We start from the raw sequence: 17,031 nt of genomic DNA on the forward strand, positions 1-17,031 counted from the left end.
TACCTCCTATCTAATAAATATATTATTTTTCTTAAATTCATCTCTAACTTTATTGATAGCTTCTTCTATCTTTATAACTTCTACTTCTGAGCTTCTTAGCTTAAATTCAATTTCACCATCTGTTATTTTTTTACCAACAGTTATTCTCATTGGAATTCCAATTAATTCTGAATCTTTGAATTTAACTCCTGCTCTTTCGTTTCTATCATCTAATAAAGCTTCTACTCCTAGTTCTTTTAACTCTGCATATAGCTTATTAGCTATTTCCATTTGGTTTTCATCTTTTATATTAACTGGTATTACTGTAACATGATATGGTGCTACAGATAATGGCCATACTATTCCGTTTTCATCATGATGTTGTTCTATTATTGAAGCCATTGTTCTTGTTACTCCAATTCCATAGCAACCCATTATAAATGGCTTTTCTTTTCCATTTTCATCTATAAAAGTAGCTTTCATAGCTTCTGAGTACTTTGTTCCTAATTTAAATATATGCCCAACTTCTGTTCCTCTTGCTATTGTAACCTTTTCTCCACATACTGGACATTTTTCTCCTACAGTTATATTTCTATAATCTCCAACTTTACCATCAAAGTCTCTTCCGAAGTTCACATTTTCAAAATGGTATCCTGTTTCATTTGCTCCAACTATGAAGTTATACATATTAACTACTTCTTCATCTACTAGAAGTTCTTCTACTTTTATTCCTATAGGACCTGCAAAGCCTATTGCTGCATTTGTAGCTGCTAAAACTTCTTCTGCTGTTGCCATATTTAAGTTAACAATTCCACCTAAAGCATTTGAAACTTTTACTTCATTAACTTCTCTATCTCCTCTAACCATTACAGCAACAATTTTACCATCAGCATTAAATATTAATGTTTTTGCAAAACTTTTTTCTGTTGTGTTAAAGAATTTAACTAATTCTTCTATAGTTCTAACGTTTGGAGTTTCTGTTTTTACTAACTCTTTTGCATCTTCTTTTTCAGCCTTTTCTGGTGTTGATGGTGCTTTTTCCATATTCGCTGCATAATTACATTCTGTACAGAATACTACATCATCTTCTCCTACTTCTGATTTAACCATGAATTCTGCTGAATTTGATCCACCAATTGCACCTGAGTCAGCTTCTACACATTTAGCGTCTAATCCGCATCTATTGAATATTTTAACATATGCATCATGCATCTTATTAAATGATAAATCTAATCCTTCTTGATCTTTATCAAAGCTATAAGCATCTTTCATTACAAACTCTCTTGATCTCATAACTCCAAATCTTGGTCTTCTTTCATCTCTATATTTAGTTTGAATTTGATATAGATTTACTGGTAATTGTTTGTATGACTTTATTTCATTTCTAGCAATATCAGTAAATACTTCTTCATGTGTTGGTCCAAGACAGAAATCTCTATTATTTCTATCTTTTAATCTAAACATCTCTTCTCCGTATATATCCCATCTACCTGATTCTTGCCATAATTCAGCTGGTAAAACTGCTGATGCTAAAAATTCTTGAGCACCTGCTGCATTCATTTCTTCTCTAACTATATCTTCTACATTTTTTAAAACTTTTAAGCCTAAAGTAAGATAATTATATACCCCTGAAGCCATTTTTCTTATCATTCCTGCTCTTAACATCAACTTATGACTGTCTATTTCAGCTTCTGCTGGAACCTCTCTTAAAGTTGATATAAGCATATTGGACATTTTCATACTTATTCCTCCCTCTACATTAGGTTAGTGTAAAGTTTTTTACACTACTTTTCTTTTTAAATCTTTATATATCAAGGTTTCGCCAGTTTTTTTGTATAAAAAAATAACGACCCCCTAATTTCATGTTAAAATTGAATCTCTAACCAAACAAAATCACACATGAAAGGATGTCGTTATTATGGATTCAATTATAACTTATTTAATTACTTATAATCAATATTTAATTGCCATTATCGGTCAATTACTTTTATTCATCTCAAAACATATTCCACTTAACCAGATGATATTTGATGATTCTAATAGTCCAGAATACCAAAAATTCAAAGTAGATAAGCTACCCACAATTATTAGATTTGAAAAGGTAGACTATATATTACTTTTAGCTTATTACAAACATAAATATAACAAGACCGTAAAACCCGTCCAAAGACGGAACGGGAAGTCTATCCCTAAAAAAACTAAATGTCCTAAGTGTGGTGCACCACATGAATATATATACGATAACAATGGCAGTAAAGGACAGTTTCAATGTAAAGTTTGTGGTCTTACATTTAAAGAAACTAATCACACAACTAAACCAATAGTATTTATATGTCCTTATTGCGGTGCTACGCTTACGGAACAAAAGCAACGCAAGCACTTTAAAATACATAAATGCAATAATTCTAAATGCTTATACTATCAAAGAAATCTTAAGAATCTTCCAAAGAATATTGATCCTTGTGATAAATACAAGTATAAGCTTCATTACATATATCGTGAATTTAATATTAACTTCTTTAAAATGGATCTATATCCAATATCAAAACATGCTACCGGATTTAGTTTTAAGAAGTTTAGCCCGCATATAATGGGACTATGCTTGACTTATCACGTTAATTGTAAAATGTCTACAAGACAAACAGCTCATGTTTTAAAAGAAGTTCATGGAATAAAAATTTCACATAGAACTGTTGCTAATTATGCTCTAACAGCAGCTGCTGTTATTAAGCCGTTTGTTGATACCTTTGATTACAAACCCTCTAAAATACTTTCTGCCGATGAAACTTATATAAAAGTAAAAGGCATTAAGCATTATGTCTGGATTGTAATGGATGCTTGTAAAAGGTCTATTCTAGGTTATCAAGTATCTGATACAAGAGATACTGGCCCTTGTATACTAGCAATGCGTATGGCTTTTGATAAGTTTAAAGACTTCCCTGGAAAAGCTTTAAACTTCGTTGCCGATGGTTACAGTTCATATCCGTTAGCGAAGCAACAATTTGAATTAGAAAAAAATAAAGAATTTAATCTAACTCAAGTTATCGGACTTACTAACGATGATCCAGTATCTGAAGAATTTCGTTGGGTTAAGCAAGTTGTAGAGCGTTTAAACCGTACCTTTAAATCTTCCTACAGGGGTACCTGTGGTTATGGAAGTGATGAAGGTGCTCTTTATGGCTTCTCCCTTTGGGTTGCTTATTACAACTTCTTACGCCCGCATCCTTACAATTACTGGCGTCCTTTAAACGAATTAAAGCAACTAGATGGTATTGACAATATGTCTGCAAAGTGGCAAATTCTTATCAGTCTCGGTCAACAAACCATATTACATATGCAAGAATCACAAACTTCTTGATAAATCATAAAATCAAATATTGATTAAGTTTTTGCCTCCGTTACCGAAGGTCTTTTTAGCATATTCAATTTTAAAATTTTCTTAGATATTATAAAGATATTTTTAACTATTATTCCAAATTAGCCATAAGCTATTTTTTCATACGAAACTTTACACTATCTACATTAGTACTATATTATTTTATTAAACAATTAAATAATTGGATAATAATAAATTTTTTCATTTATAAAAATAAAAAAAGTCCACCCCTATGATTAGGGCGAACTTATATCGCGGTACCACCTAAATTTGTTCTCTACTAATGATAACGGTGTTAAACCGATAGTTTTTACCTACAACTCTAAAGCTGGTTCAAATCCTATTGAAAATCTTACAGCCTATGGACTTTCTCTCTGAATAGGCGGACTCTACTATTCTTCTTCACTGCGTTAGTAATATTTATTTGTAACTTATTATATCTTTTGCTTAAAATTATGTCAATATTATGTTCTATAGTCTAATAAGTGTTTCTCCTAATATTAAATCTTCTGGTGTTGTTATCTTTATATTTGTATAATCTCCTTCATAAAGATATACTTTATTATTGTAATTTTCAACTACCATGGTGTCATCTGTAACTGAAATTTTATCAGCTTTTACTCTCTTATGACATTCAAGAATTATATCAAACTTGAATACTTGTGGAGTTTGAATTGATACTAAATTTTCTCTTTTAGGAGTTTCTACTGAAAATCCCTTTTCATTTTTCACCTTAATTGTATCCTTAGGCATAACTCCAGGTGCCGCTGCTCCATGAATTCTAGCTAATTCTATTCCATTTTCAATTATTTTTTCTGAAACAAACGGTCTAGCTCCATCATGAATAAGTACAATATCAGTATCTTTAATACTTAGTAATCCATTTAATACAGAATCTTGTCTCTCCATTCCACCTTCTACTATAGAATCAATTTTTAAATTGTATTTGTCTAAGATTTCATTTTTACAATAATCAATTTCATCCTTAGGTAATACAAGGATTACTTCATCTACTTTTTTACAATCAATAAATCTTTTCAAAGTATAGTATAAAATAGGTTTTCCATTTAACTCTATATATTGTTTACTAATACCAGCACCCATTCGTTTGCCTCTTCCACCAGCTAAAATAATAGCACTTACCATTTAATCACCTACTTAGCTATTCTTTTGGTTTTGCGAAAATCATTCTTCCTGCTGCTGTTTGAAGTACTGAAGTTACTATAACTTCTATAGGTTCTCCTATGTACTTTCTTCCACCTTCTACTACAATCATTGTCCCATCATCAAGATAAGCAACACCTTGAGTAGCTTCTTTACCATCTTTAACAACAACTACTTTCATTTCTTCACCAGGAAGAACAACAGGTTTTATAGCATTAGCTAATTCATTTATGTTAAGTACTGGTACTCCTTGAAACTCAGCAACTTTGTTTAAGTTAAAGTCATTAGTTATAACTTTTCCCTTTAATACTTGAGCTAGTTTTAATAGCTTACTATCTACTTCTGCTATTTCTGGAAAATCACCTTCCCAAATTTCAGTTCCTATCTCTAATTCTTTTTGAATCTTATTTAATATATCTAACCCTCTTCTTCCTCTATTTCTTTTTAATGAATCTGAGGAATCTGATATGTGTCTAAGTTCATCTAAAACAAAACTAGGTATAACTAAGGGTCCTTCTATAAATCCTGTTTTACATATATCAAATATTCTTCCATCTATTATTACTGATGTATCTAAAACTTTAGAAATTGTTTTCATATTATTTTTAGATTTCTTTTCTTTTGAACTTGTTTTCTTTAAATTTATTAATAGTGTTGATATATCTTCTTTCTTTTTAATAAATATATCTCCTACGATAAATGCAAAAATTAGATTAAATAATATAAATATTATTGGACCAACCATAGTTAGTTTATTTAATGGTAATCCTATTAATGATGTTATTATTAATGATAATAACGCACCAAATCCACCATAAAGTATTTCCGTAGCCGATAACTTTTGAATATTTTTTTCTGCATATTCTATTAAACTTACTACCCAATCATAAATACGTGGAGAAATTATAAATAATATAAGACCAAATAATAAAACTGTAAAAATAAGAAATAATACCGAACCCACAGGTTTTGATAGGAAACTAATATTACTTATTTGAGGAATATCTAATATTATACTTCCAATAACATAACCACTGATTGAGCCTATAAGCGAAAATATAATTCTTATTGTTTTTTTGAACACGCAATCACCTCCTATTTAATTATTGACATAATTATATTATTAAATTCTATTCTATTTAATATTGATTTATTGCCCATATTAAAGGCAATTTTATAATATTATACCATATTAATCTACTGTCTAAAACTTGTAATTCTTAAATTCTTCTTAATTTAAAATAAAATTACCCCCTATAAATTTTAAATAAAATTGTCTATTATAATAATTAATACAGGCTATGGCTGTATTAACAAATTTATCAGTTATACTTTATAGCTAAATTTTATATTATATCGATTTATAATAAGGAGTTGAAATATATGAAAGATATAATTTTTGATAACTTTCAAAATGATGTGGACGAATCACTAATAAGACATAAAAGTATTCTTGACATAATGACTAAATATACTGAATCAAGTGCTAGGGTAAATAGAGCTGTAGCAAAATCTGTTACAAACTGTGGCTGTATTAACATATCCGCTAAAAAACAAGTTACTCCTAGCGAGAATGATTCATTATCTGAGTTTAGCGCTTTACTTGAAAATCATCTAAATGGTACCTTGTGTGATAATTGTCGTGAGGTTGTTGAAAGAGAAATCGGAAATAATTTATTTTACCTTACATCTATTTGTAATAGTTTAGGTTTAAACCTTTACGATATACTTCTTAAGGAAGAGGATAAAATAAATACCTTAGGTAAATTTTCATTTAGATAATTTTTAAAGCAGGTTATTTAAAATAACCTGCTCTTTTATTATTAACTATCTTTTTCTTACTTATTCCATTTTAATCTACTTAAATCTCATTTTTTAAATAAACTTGTTCTTTTATTCTTCTAAGTCCATTTCTTATAGCTCTTGCTCTTGCTTCTCCGATTCCTTCTACTTGATCTAGTTCATCAGTAGTAGCTTCTACAACATATTTCAATTCATTAAAATGCTTAACTAAATTTTCTATTACTGAGCTTGGAATTCTAGGAACTTTACATAATACTCTATACCCTTTAGGTGATATTAAAGTATCTACTAAGGATATTCCACTATGACCTAAGGATTTAGATATTAAGTCTAAATCTAGTAATTCTTCTGAACTAAGCATTTGTATTTCTTTATATATTTCTTCTGGCTCTAATTCTTCTTTACAATAATCTCTAATAAGAAGAATACCATCTCTTTCTATGTTTTTTATTAACTCTTGTAATTGCATAGAAATTAATCTTCCTTCGTTTCCTAGTTCTACAATATATCTTTTAATCTCTTCAACAATTCTCATAACCATTTCTGTTCTTTGTATTGCTGTTACTACATCAAATATTGTAGTTAAATCTTGAAATTCTAGTAAATTCAGATTGTTTATTGCTCTATTTAACACATTAACATATTTCTCAAGAGTCTGAATAGCTTGATTAGCTCTTGCTAGAATAACACTACTTTCTTGCAAAACGTACTTTAAATCGCCTTTATATACTGTTATTATATTTCTTCTTTGTGATATAGCTATAACAATATTACCCGTTTGTTTAGCAACTCTATTAGCTGTTCTGTGTCTGGTCCCTGTTTCATATGTAGTTAATGATGAGGATGGTACTAATTGTGTATTTGCACATACAATTCTTTTTAAATCTCCACTTATGACAATAGCTCCATCCATTTTAGCTAGTTCATATACATAAGCTGGAGTATATTCTGAATTTATATGAAATCCTCCATCTACTAGCTCCATAACCTCTTCTCCATCTCCAAGTACTATCAATCCACCAGTCTTAGCTCTTAAAATATTTTCTAACCCATCTCTTAGTTGAGTTCCTGGACTCATTAATTTCAATATATTTTTTATCTCTTTATCATTCTTTATTCTCATACACTCACCTGATTCACTAGAATATCTTACTAATTACTTCTCTTATATTACTTACGCCAATAATGTTCATTTCATTACTAGTTACTTTATCTTTATTTCTATTTGGTATTATAGCATTCTTAAATCCCATTTTTTCTGCTTCTTTAATTAATCTATCACAAGCTGATATTGGCCTTATTTCACCTGTTAATCCAACTTCTCCTATTATTACAGTTCTCTCCAACTTAAACCCAGTACTTTTAACACTAGATAATAGTGCTAGTGCTAATCCTAAATCCCCAGTAGTTCCATCTAAGTTTAATCCACCAACTACATTTACATATACATCATATTTAAAGAAAGGAACCTTTAATTTCTTTTCTAATACCGCTAGTATTAATCTAAGTCTTTGATTATCTATACCTACTGCTGTTCTACTTGCCATATGCATATTAGTTTCACTAACAAGAGCTTGCATTTCTACAAGTATTGGTCTAGTTCCTTCCATAACACCTATTACTGCTGAACCTTCTTGATTAAAATTTGTATCTTCTAAAAATATTCTAGATGGATCATAGATTTCCTTCAAACCTTCTTCAACCATTTCAAAAACTCCTATTTCACTAGTTGTTCCAAAACGATTTTTCATAGTTCTTAAAACTCTAAATTCTTCTGTTCTTTCACCTTCAAAATATAAAACAGTATCTACCATATGCTCTAACACTCTAGGTCCTGCAAGCTCACCTTGTTTAGTAACATGTGCCACTATAAATAAGGGGATACTTTTCTTTTTAGCAATTCTCATAATTGCATTTGAACATTCTTTTACTTGTGAAACACTACCTGGTGCAGATGTTATAGCTTCTTTATATACCGTTTGTATAGAATCTATTATTACAAATACAGGTTTTAATTCATCTATATATCCTTCTATTAAATCTAAATTAGTTTCAGATAAAACATATAAATTACTATCATTGGCTCCTAACCTATCCCCTCTTATCTTTATTTGCTCTTCTGATTCTTCACCTGAAACATATAATACCTTTCCATACTTTTTAGAAATAGCATTTGCTGTTTGAAGTAGTAACGTAGACTTTCCTATTCCTGGATCTCCCGAAATTAAAGTAAGAGATCCTTTCACTAAACCTCCACCTAATACTCGATTTAATTCTTTTAATCCTGTATTAAACCTTTCTTTTTCTCCAGATTTTATTTCCTGTATATTTTTAGGCATACTACCTAGAACTTTTATTGTATTAACTTTATTTTTTTGTTCTTTTTGTGTATCTTTAACTTCTTCTACAAGAGTATTCCATTTATTACAATCAGGACATTTACCTAACCATTTTAAAGATTCATACCCACATTCTTGACAAACAAATATGGATTTAATTTTAGCCATAAATTTACCTACCATCCTAAATTTAATTTTATTGTAAATACATTTAAAATCTTGATTTAACTATATTATAATATATCATAATAAATTTATAAAAAACAATTTATAAAAAATAAAAAAGGAACTATTATTTAAATAATTCCTTTTAATCTAATAATTATTCTAAAATATTATCTATTTATTAAACTTGCAGCGTCTTCATCAACTATTAATACAACATCTTTGTGCATTTGTAACATTGATGCTGGCATATTAGTTTTTATTTTTCCACTTAACATTTCTTTTACTGCTTCAGCTTTTCCTGCTCCACTTGCTATAACTATAATCTTTCTTGATTTCATTATTCCACCTAATCCCATAGTTAAAGCTGTTTTAGGAACCTCATCTATTGAATCAAAAAATCTTGCATTTGCTTCAATTGTATTTTGTGTTAATCCTGTTAAGTGTGTACCTGCTACTAAGAAATTGTCTGGTTCATTAAATGCTATATGTCCATTGTTTCCTATTCCTAATAGTTGTACATCTGTTCCACCTAGTTCTGCTATCTTTTGATCGTAATCTATACATTCTTTTTCAATATCTTCTGCTAATCCATTTGGAACAAAAGTATTTTCTTTATTTATATTGATATGATTAAATAAATTCTCATTCATGAAATATCTGTAGCTTTGATTATGTTCTCCTGATAATCCAACATATTCATCTAAATTAACTGTTGTAATTTGTGAAAAATCAACTTGACCTTCTTTATTCATTCTTATTAATTCTTTATACATTCCGATTGGTGAACCACCAGTTGCTAAACCTAAAACTGCCTTTGGATTATTTTTTATAATATCAGCCATTTCCTTAGCTGCTACTTTGCTTAATTCATCATAATTTTTTGTAACTATTAATTTCATCGCATTTTTCCCTCTCTTCTCGATATATTTACTTGAAGTATAAACTTATCTGATCTGTAAATTGCTTCTTCTACAAAAAGAATTTTCCCACTTTCAGTAAAAGTTCTTCCTATTACTTTTAATAACGGAACATCATTTTCCACATCAAATAACTTTTTTAAATCATCATTAACAATAATTGATACAATTGACGAATTAGTATAATCTACTGAATACCCAAAATCTTCAAGTATTTTGTATAAAGAACCCTCTAACATAGCTTCATCAACATATCCACAGTAATCTACCGGTATATAAACTGTCTCTATCGCTATACATTCTCCATCTACAATACGTTTTCTATTTATCTTATACACTTCGTCTAATTCAAGCACTTCTACTAAGTGTTCTGGAGTTCTAATTTTCTTGAATTCTATAACTTCAGTCTTTAACTTTCTGCCAGTTTGTTTAATAATTTCTGTAAAACTCATCATATCTTGTTGCTTTACTGTAGGTTCACATACAAATGTACCTTTACCTTTTACTCTTAAAAGGATACCTTCTTGTACTAGCTCTCCAATTGCTTGTCTAATAGTCATTCTACTTACACCATAGACTTCGCATAACTCTCTTTCACTAGCTATACATTCACCTGGCTTCCATACCCCTTCAGCTATTTTAGATATTAAATCGTTTTTTAATTGATAATAAACTGGAATTGGACTGTTTTTATCTATCATAATTAATCCTCCTGATAATATTATATTCAAAATTGTTATAGATGTCTAGACCAGTTAAAAAATTTATTTTTGAATAAAACAGAGATTTTTGGAAAAAATAATCTTAATAAGTCTAAAGGAGATGATATTTTGTTTAATAAGGATTTATTCTCAAACATTACCTCTAAAAATATACTTAAAGAAGATACCAAAAAAAATTTATCCGAAGACCTTTCAGATATCTATGTTCAAAATTCTCTTGATAACATGGTATTAAACTCTAATTTAGACAATAACAATGTTATTAAATAATTTAATTATTCTATGATATTATACATAATATCATAGAATAAAATTCATTTTAATATTTATAATTAAATTTGTTGTAAATGCTAGTAGTTTATTGTAAAATTTATAGTAATTAATATTAATTATTGATAGGAGGCATCTGATTATGATAAAAGTATATTCAACTAATGCTTGTCCATGGTGTGTCAAAGCAAAAAGTTACTTACAAGCTAAAAATATTTCATTTGAAGAATTTAATGTTCAAGATGATATGATGGCTCGTGAAGAAATGGTAAAGAAATCAAAACAAATGGGAGTTCCTGTTCTTGATATAAACGGTGAAATAATAATTGGTTTTGATAAAAAAGCTATTGATTCAGCTCTTGAAAAATAAAAATAAACCATTGGTTTTTGCCAATGGTTTATTTTTTTAACTTTGTATTAAGTTTATTACAGTAGCTTTTGGTCTTGACATAGATTCTATAGAATATCTTATACCTTGAGTTCCTATTCCTGATGCTTTTACTCCTAGGAATGGGAAATGATCTGGGCCTCTCTCAGTTTTATTATTAACTTGTACTGTTCCTACTTCTAATCTATTAGCAACATAAAATGCTTCATTTATATTTTCTGTAAATACTGATGATTGTAATCCATATTCTGATTTATTAGCAATTTCTATTGCTTCATCTTTATCTTTAACTCTTATTATAGGAAGTACAGGACCAAAAGGTTCTTCCCATGCTAATCTCATATCTGTTGTTACATTATCAAAAAGTGTTGGGTAAATTATATTACCTTCTCTTTTTCCTCCAGTTACTAAATGAGCTCCCTTTTCTCTTGCTTCCTCTATTAATTCCCACACAAAGTCTGCTGCTTTTGAATCTATTAAAGGTACTATATCTACATCAGACTCTAATGGATTTCCTACTTTTAAAGCTTCAATTTTATCTTTTAATTTATTAATAAGTTTATCTGCAACTTTATCAACTACTAATATTCTTTTTACTGCAGTACATCTTTGTCCTGAATAAGAATATCCTCCTGATACTATATTGCTTGCAGCTAAATCTAAATCTGCGTCTTCTAAAACTATAGCTGCATCTTTTCCTCCTAATTCCATTAAAAGAGGAACCATTGTTGTGATACGAGAAATTCTTGTACCTATTTCTGTACTTCCTGTAAAGTTTATAAAATCTATCTCTGGATGAGTAACAACATAATCTCCAATCTCGCTACCTCTTCCTGTTATAGTGTTTAAAACTCCAGCTGGTATTCCTGCTTGCTCAAATACTTTAGCTAGATATAATCCACATAAACTTCCTTGTGTTGCAGGTTTTAAAACAATAGAGTTTCCTGCTACTAATGCTGGTGCTAACTTTGACGCAGCTAAATTTATTGGATAATTAAATGGTGATATGGCTAAAACTACTCCTAATGGTTCTCTTGTTACTACAGAGATTTTATTTCTTTTAAAACCTGGAAAACTATCTCCTGGAATACTTTCTCCTGAAATATTCTTAGCTGTATCCGCTGTAAATTTTATGTAATCTGCTGTTCTAAATATTTCAGACTCAGCACTTTTTCTATCTTTTGCAACTTCTCTCATTAGTATATCTGATAGCTCTTCTTTTCTCTCTACTAATATTTCTGCCGCTTTATATAAAATATCTGCTCTTTGGTTTATTGTTATCTCTTTCCACTTTTTTTGTGCTTCTTTTGCACTTGTTATTGCAAAATTAACCTCTTCCTTAGTCATTGCAGGTACTCTGCCTACCAATTCACCATTTACAGGTGAATATAATTCTATAAACTTCCCATCTTTGTTACTAACCCATTCTCCATTAACAAGATTTCTAAATGTTCTTTCTTTATCTTTAATACAACTAAACATTTAACCACTTCCTTTCTAAGAAAATAGATTTTGATTATTACTTATTAAACGCTACTTCTATAGCCTTCTTATCAAAACCTACTATTATTTCTCCATTTACATCTACAACTGGTACTGTTCTTTGTCCTGAAACTTTAAATACTTCTTCTCTATCTTCATGTTTATCGGCTACATTTATCTCTTCATAATTCCAGCCTTTCATATCAAAAAATCTTTTCGCCTTAATACACGCTGGACACCAAGATGTTGAATAAATTTTTATCATTTTATAATCCCTTCCTTTTCTCTACAATATATTTTTCTGTGCTTAAAGCAGCTATTGTACCATCTGCTACAGCTGTTGTTATCTGTCTAAATTGTTTATCTCTAACATCACCTGCTGCATATACTCCACTTACATTAGTCTTCATATTTTCGTCTGTTATAATATATCCATTTGATGTAGTTTTTATATATTCTTTAAACATATCTGTTTTAGGTTCTGTACCAATAAATCCAAAAATAGCATCTATATCAAGCTCTTTTGTCTCTTTATTTTTAGTATTTTTAATCTTTACCTTTTGTAAAAAATCTTCTCCATATGCATCAACTAAATCATAGTTATACATAATTTCTATTTTAGGATTGTTTTCAACTTCATCTATTATAGCTTTTTCACCATTAAAATAATTATGTCTTCTTATCATAATTACTTTCTTTGCAAATTTAGTTAGAAATATAGCCTCTTCTAAGGCTGAATTTCCTCCACCTACAACTGCTACAATTTTATCTTGATACATAGCTCCATCACATACTGCACAGTAATGAATCCCTTTTCCTGCAAATTTACTTTCATTGCTTATTGGTAACTTTTTAGGGCTAGCACCAGTTGCAATTATTACAGCCTTAGTTTTATATATATAATCTCCAGTTTCTATTATTTTTTCATCTTCACTAAAATCAACCTTTTCAATAACATCAAACTCATCTATTTCAGCTCCAAGCTCTTCTGCTTGTTGTTGCATTAAATCTGATAATTCAGTTCCTGAAATTTTCTTAAATCCAGGATAATTTTCTATTGTATAACTGTTTCTTACCTGTCCACCTAGTATTTTATCTTCTAGTAATAACATATCAATTTTAGCTCTAGTAGCATATATGGCTGAAGTTAATCCCGCTGGACCTCCACCAATTATAATTAATTCTTTGAATTTTATCTCTTTATCCATTTTAACCTCCTTACCCCCACGGGGTATGATTAATGATTGTATTATACATATATTTTTTTATTTTTTCAACTGATTTTAAATAATAATTTTTATTATTTACTTTTATTTGTTAAATAAATCTACTAAGATACTACTATATTATTACCAAGTTTAATATCTATTATTATTTTGATATATAAAAATGAGCCCTAATTATACTAATTACGGCTCACTCTTAATTTATTCATTATGAAATATGCTTAAAGCATAATGATGCTCCATCACAATATACTTCTAGCTGATCTCCACCTTTTATATATCCCTTTAACATTTCTTCACTTAATTTATCTTCTAATTCTTTTGTTATTATTCTTCTTAACGGTCTTGCTCCATAACTTATATCTACACCTTTGTTAGCTAAGAATTTTTTACTATCATCATCTAAGTTTATTGTTATCTTTCTTTCTTTTAATCGTGTTATGGTATTATTTAGCATAATATTTACTATTTGTAATATATTTGATGTATCTAGTTGATGAAAAACTATAATATCATCTATTCTATTTATAAATTCTGGCTTAAACTCTCTTTTTATTTCTTCCATAATATTTTGTTTCATTTTTTCATAATCTGTTTCTGTATTATTTTTTTCTGTTTCAAAACCTACTGTTTTTTGTTTTTTTATTGTATGTGCTCCAATATTAGATGTCATAATTATTATTGTATTTTTAAAGTTTATTACCTTTCCTTTTCCATCTGTTAATCTTCCATCCTCCATAATTTGAAGTAATATATTAAACACATCTGGATGGGCTTTTTCTATTTCATCTAATAATATTACAGAGTATGGATTTCTTCTTACTGCTTCTGTTAATTGTCCACCTTCATCATATCCAACATATCCTGGAGGTGACCCTATTAATCTTGCTACTGCATGCTTTTCCATATACTCAGACATATCTATTCTAACTAGATTTTTTTCACTTCCAAACATAGCTTCTGCTAAAGCATTTGATAATTCTGTTTTTCCTACACCTGTTGGACCACAGAAAATAAAGCTACCTATTGGTCTGTTAGGATCTTTTAACCCTACTCTCGCTCTCTTTACAGCCTTTGATACTGCTCTTACTGCTTCCTTTTGACCTATAACTCTTTTATGAAGAATATCTTCTAATTTTAAAAGTCTTTGGGATTCTTTTTGAGTTAATTTTTCTAATGGTATTTGAGTCCATAATGATACTACATTTGCTATATTATCTGGTGTTACTACATACTTATTGTTGTAATTTTGATGTTTCCAATCATCTCTTAAGGTTATACACTCTTGTTTAAGTTCATTTTCTTTATCTCTTAAGCTTGCAGCCTTCTCAAAATCTTGACCTCTTATTGCTTCTTCTTTTTCTCTTTCTATATCTTCTATTTTAAGTTCTATATCTTTTATACTTGGTGGTGCTATTAAATTTTCTATTCTTACTTTAGCTGCTGCTTCATCAATTAAATCAATTGCTTTATCAGGCATAAATCTATCTGTTATATATCTATCTGAAAGCTTAACAGCTGCCTCTATTGCTTCTTCTGTAATTTCTACCCTATGATGCGCTTCGTATTTATCTTTAAGTCCTTTTAATATTTCTAAAGTTTCATTTTTTGAAGGTTCTCCTATATTTACAGGTTGAAATCTTCTTTCTAATGCTGAATCTTTTTCTATATATTTTCTATATTCTTCTATTGTTGTTGCTCCTATACATTTTATTTCGCCCCTTGCTAATGCTGGTTTAAGTATATTTGCTGCATCAATAGCTCCTTCTGCTCCACCTGCTCCTACTATGGTATGAATCTCATCTATAAATATAATTACATCTTCTCTACTTTTTATTTCTTCCATTACCTTTTTAAGTCTATCCTCAAATTCTCCTCTATATTTAGCCCCTGCTATCATGGATGTTAAATCTAAAGATATCAATGATTTATTTTTTAATATTTCTGGAATATTTCCATTAACTATTCTTTGTGCTAACCCTTCAACTACAGCTGTTTTACCAACCCCTGGCTCACCTATTAAACATGGATTATTTTTTATTCTTCTACATAAGATTTCTAAAACTCTTTGATTTTCGTTATCTCTCCCTATCACAGGATCTAATTTTGACTCTTTAGCCATTAATGTTAAGTCTATCCCATATTGATTTAACATTGGAGTTTTAACTGATTTCTTTTTAGGTTTAGTGTCCATTTTTTCAGTTAAACTTTCATCTATAATATCACTTCCTAATAGATACTTATTTAACTTTTGCTCTAAATCTTTAAATTCAACTTTATAATTAGATAATGTAGTATGTGCAACACTCTCTACATCTTCTATTAAAGCTAACAGTATATGTTCTGGACTTATTGCATTATGGTTAAAATTTCTAGCTTTTATTAAGCTATCATCAAATAATCTTTTTGCTCTAGGAGTTAATAGCATCTCTCCTACAGAGATATCATCATCACCAAACCCTAAATAATCTTCTATTACCTTTTTTACCTTTTCTACTGTTATTCCTGCAGAGTATAAAATTTCTCTTGCATATCCACCCTCTTTGAGTAACCCAACAAGAATATGCTCTGTTCCTATATAACCATGTTTAAAATAGTGTGATTCTTTTTGAGCTTCTACTAACACTATATGTGCCCTTTCCGTAAACCTCCCAAAAATCATATATATACCTCCATACCCTAATTTTATATTTTTTAACCCCTCATAAAGTAAACACATTTATATCTAGAATTTATGATAAAATTACCGTTATCATTCCTTTTAATATATCTGCTCTTACTCTATTTTTATCTAATACAGATGTTAATGTTCTGTCATTTAATGATATTTTCATTATTTCATATTCATTATCCGTAATGGATCTTGATTCTCTTAAGTGATCTAATATTGAAATTGCACCATTATATGTGATACTACTACCTATAGAATTGTTTATTATATCTAATCTACGTTCTTTATTGTCATAAGTTACTTTTGTAATAACAATATAACCTCCTCCGCCTCTTCTACTTTCGATTAAATACCCTTTTTCATAAGTAAATCTAGTAGTTAATACATAGTTTATTTGGGAAGGTGCACAACAAAATTTATCTGCTAATTCGTTTCTTTGAATTAACACTTGATTCTCTTCTTGCTCATTTATCATATTCTTTATAAATTTTTCTATTGTATCTGAAATTCTTGCCATCTTTTCACC

Annotated in this window: 16 protein-coding genes; 4 read left to right on the forward strand and 12 right to left on the reverse strand. The window is 29.1% G+C overall.

Annotated elements, in window-relative coordinates; genetic code table 11:
• Positions 1-6: 6 nt before the first annotated feature.
• A complete protein-coding gene (locus BTM21_RS11305; RefSeq protein ID WP_079481044.1) occupies positions 7-1,719 on the reverse strand; it encodes a proline--tRNA ligase in 1,713 nt (570 codons plus the stop codon).
• Positions 1,720-1,897: 178 nt separating this feature from the next.
• On the opposite strand from BTM21_RS11305, the gene BTM21_RS11310 reads away from it, so the two are divergent.
• The gene (locus BTM21_RS11310) at positions 1,898-3,337 is read left to right on the forward strand and encodes a DDE-type integrase/transposase/recombinase (protein WP_079481036.1); all 1,440 of its coding nucleotides are present in this window, start codon (positions 1,898-1,900) and stop codon (positions 3,335-3,337) included.
• 489 nt (positions 3,338-3,826) lie between these two features.
• On the opposite strand, the gene ispD is transcribed toward BTM21_RS11310, so the two are convergent.
• Together ispD and BTM21_RS11320 are read right to left on the reverse strand one after the other, a co-directional pair.
• Entirely contained in the window at positions 3,827-4,501 is a 675-nt protein-coding gene (gene ispD / locus BTM21_RS11315) for a 2-C-methyl-D-erythritol 4-phosphate cytidylyltransferase (protein ID WP_021876919.1), read from the reverse strand.
• A 16-nt stretch (positions 4,502-4,517) separates the two neighbouring features.
• Positions 4,518-5,603, reverse strand: a complete 1,086-nt coding sequence (locus BTM21_RS11320) for a PIN/TRAM domain-containing protein (RefSeq protein ID WP_021876918.1) — start codon at positions 5,601-5,603, stop codon at positions 4,518-4,520.
• A gap of 299 nt (positions 5,604-5,902) precedes the next feature.
• Here BTM21_RS11320 and BTM21_RS11325 point away from each other — a divergent pair, with 299 nt between their 5' ends.
• Positions 5,903-6,301 carry a nucleoside triphosphate pyrophosphohydrolase family protein gene (locus BTM21_RS11325; protein WP_079481043.1) on the forward strand — a complete coding sequence of 133 codons (399 nt, stop codon included), beginning with the start codon at positions 5,903-5,905 and terminating at the stop codon, positions 6,299-6,301.
• Between the two features lie 79 nt (positions 6,302-6,380).
• Here the strand turns inward: BTM21_RS11325 and disA are convergent, their stop codons facing one another.
• From disA to BTM21_RS11345, 4 genes are all read right to left on the reverse strand, one after another.
• Positions 6,381-7,445: a DNA integrity scanning diadenylate cyclase DisA gene (gene disA / locus BTM21_RS11330; RefSeq protein ID WP_021876916.1), complete on the reverse strand. Its 1,065-nt coding sequence runs from the start codon at positions 7,443-7,445 to the stop codon at positions 6,381-6,383.
• A 16-nt stretch (positions 7,446-7,461) separates the two neighbouring features.
• The gene (gene radA / locus BTM21_RS11335) at positions 7,462-8,829 is read right to left on the reverse strand and encodes a DNA repair protein RadA (RefSeq protein WP_079481042.1); all 1,368 of its coding nucleotides are present in this window, start codon (positions 8,827-8,829) and stop codon (positions 7,462-7,464) included.
• 167 nt (positions 8,830-8,996) lie between these two features.
• On the reverse strand, positions 8,997-9,728 hold the full coding sequence (nagB, locus tag BTM21_RS11340; RefSeq protein ID WP_079481041.1) for a glucosamine-6-phosphate deaminase: 732 nt from the start codon (positions 9,726-9,728) through the stop codon (positions 8,997-8,999).
• Complete coding sequence (locus tag BTM21_RS11345) at positions 9,725-10,447, reverse strand: GntR family transcriptional regulator (protein ID WP_079481040.1); 723 nt, start codon at positions 10,445-10,447, stop codon at positions 9,725-9,727. Before BTM21_RS11345 ends, nagB begins: the two co-directional genes overlap by 4 nt.
• A 129-nt stretch (positions 10,448-10,576) precedes the next feature.
• On the opposite strand from BTM21_RS11345, the gene BTM21_RS13735 reads away from it, so the two are divergent.
• The gene (locus tag BTM21_RS13735) at positions 10,577-10,738 is read left to right on the forward strand and encodes a hypothetical protein (protein WP_161493128.1); all 162 of its coding nucleotides are present in this window, start codon (positions 10,577-10,579) and stop codon (positions 10,736-10,738) included.
• 142 nt (positions 10,739-10,880) lie between these two features.
• A complete protein-coding gene (locus BTM21_RS11350; RefSeq protein ID WP_021876911.1) occupies positions 10,881-11,108 on the forward strand; it encodes a glutaredoxin family protein in 228 nt (75 codons plus the stop codon).
• 36 nt (positions 11,109-11,144) lie between these two features.
• On the opposite strand, the gene BTM21_RS11355 is transcribed toward BTM21_RS11350, so the two are convergent.
• The 5 genes from BTM21_RS11355 to BTM21_RS11375 form a co-directional block, all read right to left on the reverse strand.
• Positions 11,145-12,608 (reverse strand): NADP-dependent glyceraldehyde-3-phosphate dehydrogenase, encoded by a 1,464-nt coding sequence (locus BTM21_RS11355; RefSeq protein WP_021876910.1) that lies wholly within the window; start codon positions 12,606-12,608, stop codon positions 11,145-11,147.
• A gap of 37 nt (positions 12,609-12,645) precedes the next feature.
• Positions 12,646-12,873 carry a glutaredoxin family protein gene (locus BTM21_RS11360; RefSeq protein WP_079481039.1) on the reverse strand — a complete coding sequence of 76 codons (228 nt, stop codon included), beginning with the start codon at positions 12,871-12,873 and terminating at the stop codon, positions 12,646-12,648.
• 1 nt (position 12,874) lies between these two features.
• A complete protein-coding gene (trxB, locus tag BTM21_RS11365) occupies positions 12,875-13,816 on the reverse strand; it encodes a thioredoxin-disulfide reductase (protein ID WP_021876908.1) in 942 nt (313 codons plus the stop codon).
• A 226-nt stretch (positions 13,817-14,042) separates the two neighbouring features.
• On the reverse strand, positions 14,043-16,496 hold the full coding sequence (locus tag BTM21_RS11370; RefSeq protein ID WP_079481038.1) for an ATP-dependent Clp protease ATP-binding subunit: 2,454 nt from the start codon (positions 16,494-16,496) through the stop codon (positions 14,043-14,045).
• 70 nt (positions 16,497-16,566) lie between these two features.
• Complete coding sequence (locus BTM21_RS11375) at positions 16,567-17,022, reverse strand: CtsR family transcriptional regulator (RefSeq protein ID WP_021876906.1); 456 nt, start codon at positions 17,020-17,022, stop codon at positions 16,567-16,569.
• Between the last annotated feature and the right edge of the window lie 9 nt (positions 17,023-17,031).

The organism is Clostridium chauvoei (assembly GCF_002327185.1).
Taxonomy (GTDB): Bacteria; Bacillota; Clostridia; order Clostridiales; family Clostridiaceae; genus Clostridium; species Clostridium chauvoei.

What these genes read in the sequence shown, in the direction of transcription:
- radA (WP_079481042.1), bottom strand. Translation starts at nt 8,829, where the DNA reads ATGGCTAAAATTAAATCCATATTTGTTTGTCAAGAATGTGGGTATGAA.
- BTM21_RS11350 (WP_021876911.1), top strand. Translation starts at nt 10,881, where the DNA reads ATGATAAAAGTATATTCAACTAATGCTTGTCCATGGTGTGTCAAAGCA.
- disA (WP_021876916.1), bottom strand. Translation starts at nt 7,445, where the DNA reads ATGAGAATAAAGAATGATAAAGAGATAAAAAATATATTGAAATTAATG.
- BTM21_RS11305 (WP_079481044.1), bottom strand. Translation starts at nt 1,719, where the DNA reads ATGAAAATGTCCAATATGCTTATATCAACTTTAAGAGAGGTTCCAGCA.
- BTM21_RS11310 (WP_079481036.1), top strand. Translation starts at nt 1,898, where the DNA reads ATGGATTCAATTATAACTTATTTAATTACTTATAATCAATATTTAATT.
- BTM21_RS11370 (WP_079481038.1), bottom strand. Translation starts at nt 16,496, where the DNA reads ATGATTTTTGGGAGGTTTACGGAAAGGGCACATATAGTGTTAGTAGAA.
- BTM21_RS11355 (WP_021876910.1), bottom strand. Translation starts at nt 12,608, where the DNA reads ATGTTTAGTTGTATTAAAGATAAAGAAAGAACATTTAGAAATCTTGTT.
- BTM21_RS11375 (WP_021876906.1), bottom strand. Translation starts at nt 17,022, where the DNA reads ATGGCAAGAATTTCAGATACAATAGAAAAATTTATAAAGAATATGATA.
- BTM21_RS11360 (WP_079481039.1), bottom strand. Translation starts at nt 12,873, where the DNA reads ATGATAAAAATTTATTCAACATCTTGGTGTCCAGCGTGTATTAAGGCG.
- nagB (WP_079481041.1), bottom strand. Translation starts at nt 9,728, where the DNA reads ATGAAATTAATAGTTACAAAAAATTATGATGAATTAAGCAAAGTAGCA.
- ispD (WP_021876919.1), bottom strand. Translation starts at nt 4,501, where the DNA reads ATGGTAAGTGCTATTATTTTAGCTGGTGGAAGAGGCAAACGAATGGGT.
- BTM21_RS11345 (WP_079481040.1), bottom strand. Translation starts at nt 10,447, where the DNA reads ATGATAGATAAAAACAGTCCAATTCCAGTTTATTATCAATTAAAAAAC.
- trxB (WP_021876908.1), bottom strand. Translation starts at nt 13,816, where the DNA reads ATGGATAAAGAGATAAAATTCAAAGAATTAATTATAATTGGTGGAGGT.
- BTM21_RS11325 (WP_079481043.1), top strand. Translation starts at nt 5,903, where the DNA reads ATGAAAGATATAATTTTTGATAACTTTCAAAATGATGTGGACGAATCA.